Annotated in this window: 5 protein-coding genes; 3 read left to right on the forward strand and 2 right to left on the reverse strand. The window is 41.7% G+C overall.

Annotated elements, in window-relative coordinates; genetic code table 11:
* Nucleotides 1-490 precede the first annotated feature (490 nt).
* Both E5S67_RS31020 and E5S67_RS31025 read right to left on the reverse strand, forming a co-directional pair.
* The gene (locus E5S67_RS31020; protein ID WP_172193173.1) at nucleotides 491-1,624 is read right to left on the reverse strand and encodes an ABC transporter ATP-binding protein; all 1,134 of its coding nucleotides are present in this window, start codon (nucleotides 1,622-1,624) and stop codon (nucleotides 491-493) included.
* Nucleotides 1,625-1,674: 50 nt separating this feature from the next.
* The gene (locus E5S67_RS31025) at nucleotides 1,675-2,244 is read right to left on the reverse strand and encodes an HD domain-containing protein (RefSeq protein WP_172193175.1); all 570 of its coding nucleotides are present in this window, start codon (nucleotides 2,242-2,244) and stop codon (nucleotides 1,675-1,677) included.
* A gap of 144 nt (nucleotides 2,245-2,388) precedes the next feature.
* On the opposite strand from E5S67_RS31025, the gene E5S67_RS31030 reads away from it, so the two are divergent.
* The 3 genes from E5S67_RS31030 to E5S67_RS34935 all read left to right on the forward strand — a co-directional run bounded on the left by E5S67_RS31030 (nucleotide 2,389) and on the right by E5S67_RS34935 (nucleotide 4,339).
* Nucleotides 2,389-3,012, forward strand: a complete 624-nt coding sequence (locus E5S67_RS31030) for a Uma2 family endonuclease (protein WP_172193177.1) — start codon at nucleotides 2,389-2,391, stop codon at nucleotides 3,010-3,012.
* 42 nt (nucleotides 3,013-3,054) lie between these two features.
* Entirely contained in the window at nucleotides 3,055-3,777 is a 723-nt protein-coding gene (locus E5S67_RS31035) for a hypothetical protein (protein ID WP_172193179.1), read from the forward strand.
* 382 nt (nucleotides 3,778-4,159) lie between these two features.
* Nucleotides 4,160-4,339 (forward strand): SDR family NAD(P)-dependent oxidoreductase, encoded by a 180-nt coding sequence (locus E5S67_RS34935; protein WP_422614730.1) that lies wholly within the window; start codon nucleotides 4,160-4,162, stop codon nucleotides 4,337-4,339.
* The last annotated feature ends 329 nt before the right edge of the window (nucleotides 4,340-4,668 follow it).

Raw genomic sequence — 4,668 nt, forward strand, 5'->3', positions numbered from 1 at the left:
CCATTTGCTTTCTTCCCTTTCATTTATTATCAAACTTTTCTATTTTACCATCGAAATACATATTTACATCTCAAATGGAATTGCTATATAACGTTTTTATTTTTATGAGTTTTTGGTTCGCCAGTTGCTCCCAAGTCGGCGCGTCAGGTCGCTTCTGAGCGGGAAGATGCGCAGTCGTAGGTGGCGATCGCGCCGAGCCAGGAATGATACGCCTTTGAGATGATAGTTTTCTTTGGGGCGGACACTAATTGTATCATTACTCCGTAAATTAATAAATGTCAAGTGTAAATTTTTGTAACGAGCAATAAAAACCTCCCCACTCCAAAAGTCAGTCTATCAGGACTTACGCATGGGGTGGAGAAACCCGGTTTCTACTAAAAATTTGGGACGAGGAACGAGAAATACAGGAAGAAACCTGGTTTCTGAGGTCAGCGTGCACAAATCCTATCTATTTAAGATTTGAGATTTCCAGATTTTAGGTTCAATCGAGTTAAGGATAAAGCGCCTCACCTGTGGATGGGTCAAATATAAATAGTCGATCGAAGTCAAGCTGTACCTTCAGCCGATCGCCCGATCGCAAGCGAACACTCGCAGGTATTTGTAACTGTACAGTAGTTTCAGCGCTCACCAAAGGCAAACTAGCCCGAATTAAAGTTTCTCGCCCCAGAGGTTCCACTACTTTTACCTCTACATCAAGAGGAACTTTTTCTAAAGCCCAAACATCGGTTTTCAAATCATCATCTTCTACTGTTTGTGGCGTAAAGATTTCTATATTTTCTGGACGGATACCCAAATCAAATCCTTGTCCTTCTCTCGCCTGCAATTTTTTCTGAATCGAGGGCGGACAGGCTAAAGCTTGATTTCCTACTTGAAAGGATTCGTTAGTATATATTACAGGCAAAATGTTCATGGCGGGATTGCCTAAAAATGTGGCAACCATGCGGTTAGCTGGTTTGGCATAAATGCTTTGCGGGTCTCCAATTTGTTGAATTTTTCCCCCATTTAAGACTACAATCTTATCAGCTAAAGTCATCGCTTCCACTTGGTCGTGGGTGACGTAAACTGTGGTAATTCCCAGCCGTTGATGCAGTTGTTTTAGTTCGGCTCTAGTGTCGTCTCGCAGTTGAGCGTCGAGGTTAGAAAGCGGTTCATCTAAAAGGAATACTTTCGGTTCGCGGGCGATCGCCCTTCCCAGTGCTACCCGCTGCTGCTGTCCGCCTGATAGCTGTTTGGGCTTACGCTTGAGGAGGTGGTCGATCGAGAGCGATCGGGCCACTGTTTCGACTCGTTCTTGAATTTTAGTCGAGTCAACATTCCGCATCCGCAATCCAAAAGCCAGATTTTCTGCGACAGTCATGTGCGGGTAAAGCGCGTAATTTTGAAACACCATTGCTACATCCCGCTGTCTGGCCGGAATGTTGTTAACTAAATTATCTCCGATGTAAAGATTGCCGGAAGTTGCGGTTTCTAAGCCGGCAATTGTCCGCATAATTGTGGATTTCCCGCAGCCGGATGGCCCGACTAATACCCAAAATTCCCCGTCCGGGATTTTGAAGCTGATGTTTTCGATCGCGGTGACGTTTTGGTAGCGTCGGGTAATATTTTCTAAGCGAACATTTGCCATTTTGTGACTGTAATTGGTAATTGATAATTAGTGATTTTTACCTTCAGTCTTCAGCCTTCAGAAAACTGTTGCAATTCTAAAACTGTGCGGTCTAATTCTTCAACTATGGGCGTTAACTCAGCTTTGCGGAATGCTTCTACTAAAGAACGATAATACCAGAGAGAACCCTCTTTGCCGCCTTTGAAGCGTTCCCAAACAACGTCGCCCAATTGACGGGAATCTTTCAGGATCGATCGAACATTATAAAGTTTATCAGCAGCCGAGACTAATCTCACTGAGGCTGAAGCTGTAGAAATGCGATCGATATAAGCTTGTTTTCGCTGACGCCAAGGGGGTTTCGGCGTCTCGTCACTGTCGGTACAGCCGTCTACAATCGCTGTGACGGTATCGCCAAAGCGGCGGCGGATGGCTTCGCGGGTGGTGGGGCCGCCTCGATCTTCGATCGCATCGTGAAGCAAAGCTGCGATCGCCTCATCTTCATTTGCCCCATATTCTAAAGCTATACTAGCAGTGCCCAACAAATGGGCAATGTAGGGAACGCCCGAACCTTTGCGAACTTGGGTAGCGTGCAATTCGGCGGCATAGGTGAGGGCTTCAGAAAAACGGTTTGAGAGAATCATGAAAGTCACCTTTCTGAATTGCTATGATATATAAATTGTCGGGCTAAGTTGAAAAGACCAAATCTACCAATTTCAATCATGTCATTAAATGCGATCGAGAGCGATCGCTTGTAAAATTATAATAGTTAAACAGAGGTTGCGAGCATGACAGCTACTATAATTATACCCCAAAATGCCGACCAAAACTCAGAGTTAGAATCAGATCCTCAATTAGAAAATACACCAGAAATTTCCCCCGAATCTGAGCCTAAAAAAGTCATATCTCTTGAAGATTTTTTAGTCAGACCTGCTGATAGAATGGAATGGGTTGACGGCAACTTAGTGGAGAAAACAGGAATGACATTCAAGCACAGTCTAGCTCAATCTAAATTATCACGTTTCTGGGGAAATTATAAAGAATCCAGCGGACAAGGAGGAGAAGTTCTTACAGAAATACTTTGTCGCACTAACAAACAGAGTCGCCGTCCCGATGTTGCTTACATTACTCCTGAATTGTTGCCAGAATCAGGCAATTTTACAGCATTTTCCCAAAGTTTTCCTTTGATAGCGGAAGTTGCTTCCCCGGAAGATAGCGGCGAAGAGTTATTTGCGAAAGCTCAAGAATATTTGGAATCGGGATGTTTAGAAGTTTGGCTGCTATTTCCTGAAGCTAGATTAATATTTGTGAATGCAGGGCAACGCTGGTTGTTGTTTAATGCCGATGAAGTTGTTAACACTCAAAGGGTACTTGCAGGTTTTAGCGTAGCTGTGAGTGAATTGTTAGCTTGAGGAATATGTTAAAATTATTTATTAAAAAAAGTAATAAAAGGTATGTGTGTAAAAAGGAATTCAGATGATTGGCTAGATCTATTTTCTGGTGGAGTTACAACAGCCCCTTTTTTCTTCTCTTACACGCTTCATGGACTAGAGCAACTTTATCTGACGCAATCAGATAAACGCGGTGGTAGTCAGTTAAATGAGTTGTGTGTGATCGGACTTGTGTCGTACTTTGAAGCATTTTGCAAAGACCACTTTGCTTCAAAGTACGACATAGAACCATCTATTCTTAAGAACCTGTCTAAAAACGGGCAGGATATTAATATTGACCCAGCTAAAGCACTTGAACTAGGTGATTCTCTATCTTGCAATATCGGTTTTCTAATTGCAGAGAAGTATGACTTTGGAACTGCAAAAAAAATTAATGCGCTGTATAGAGCATTGATTTTTATTTCTCCATTCTCTAAGGATGAGATACATATGTATGGCGATTTACTCAGAGATCGTAACTTGTTAGTTCATCACGGAGGAACATATACATCTTCATACATTGCACAAAATAAAAGTATACTTGGGTCTGGACAGGAGCGTCCGTTTTTTGACTCGTTGATCGTATCAAAGACGTATGTTGATGAGCAATTCAATTTCATCAAGGAAGTTTCAAGAAAAATTCTAAAAGCCTCACACGCTGCACTTATAAAATACCTTGATGAAAATGAAATACAGCTTCCCGAGTGGAAGCAAAAAGCTGTCGATTCATTTTTGGATGAAAAATAATCATGATTTACCCCCTATACAAAGCGAATCAATTAATTTGCGGAAGGGTGCAAACAGTGATGGTCAGCGCTTAGACAGTAAAAAGTGCGATTGTTCGGCAAAAAAATACAGCCCTACGAATTTATCGCGAGCGGGTAACTTTACGATGAATCAGGTTTTAGCGTAGCTGTGAGTGAATTGTTAGCTTGACGAATTTGTTTAAAATATTTATTAAAACCATAAAAAAATAAACTAAAGGTGACAAACTTTAGTAGCTTAAGACTGGGTTTAGTGAGAATGGGGGAGCGGGAGCGAGCTAATCGAGTTTAATAACGCTCTACAGGTAACTTTGAAGTATTGATACAGTCGATCGCGATCGAGCTATAACGTTCCGCTTTTTCAAATCAACATCAAAGGCGTTTTTTTAGGTTTGCAAGAGGTCGCAACTCGGCTTGACGATCGTGGACGGGTAATCATTTTTTTTTCGTCTGTTACAGGTTTGATGTTGCCGACTTATGGCGTTTACTTAGCAACCAAAGCAGTGCTAGACTTGTTAACAGGGGTGTTGGCAAAAAATGTCTGAGCGCGGGGGATCACAGTCAATTATTTTTATCCCGCACTTACAAATACTGACTTGTTTCTAGATTGTAAAGTGGTTTAATACCTTAACCACTATAATTAAGGTATCTATAACTGTGGTATCTGTCCATGCCCAAGCCCGATATATTTATTACGTTTGGCGTCACTCAAGAAGAGAAGGAATTACTAAAGAAATATTGCGAGCCATAAGTAAGAAATCAAACGTGTTGTGCTAACAACTCTAGACATCTCCAAAATAGTAACATTTTGTGGTACAAGAAGATCGTAAAGCTTTTTTGAGACAGAAACATGAGCGACATCCTGAATCATATT

This window comes from Microcoleus asticus IPMA8 (genome assembly GCF_013179805.1).
Classification (GTDB): domain Bacteria; phylum Cyanobacteriota; class Cyanobacteriia; order Cyanobacteriales; family Microcoleaceae; genus Microcoleus; species Microcoleus asticus.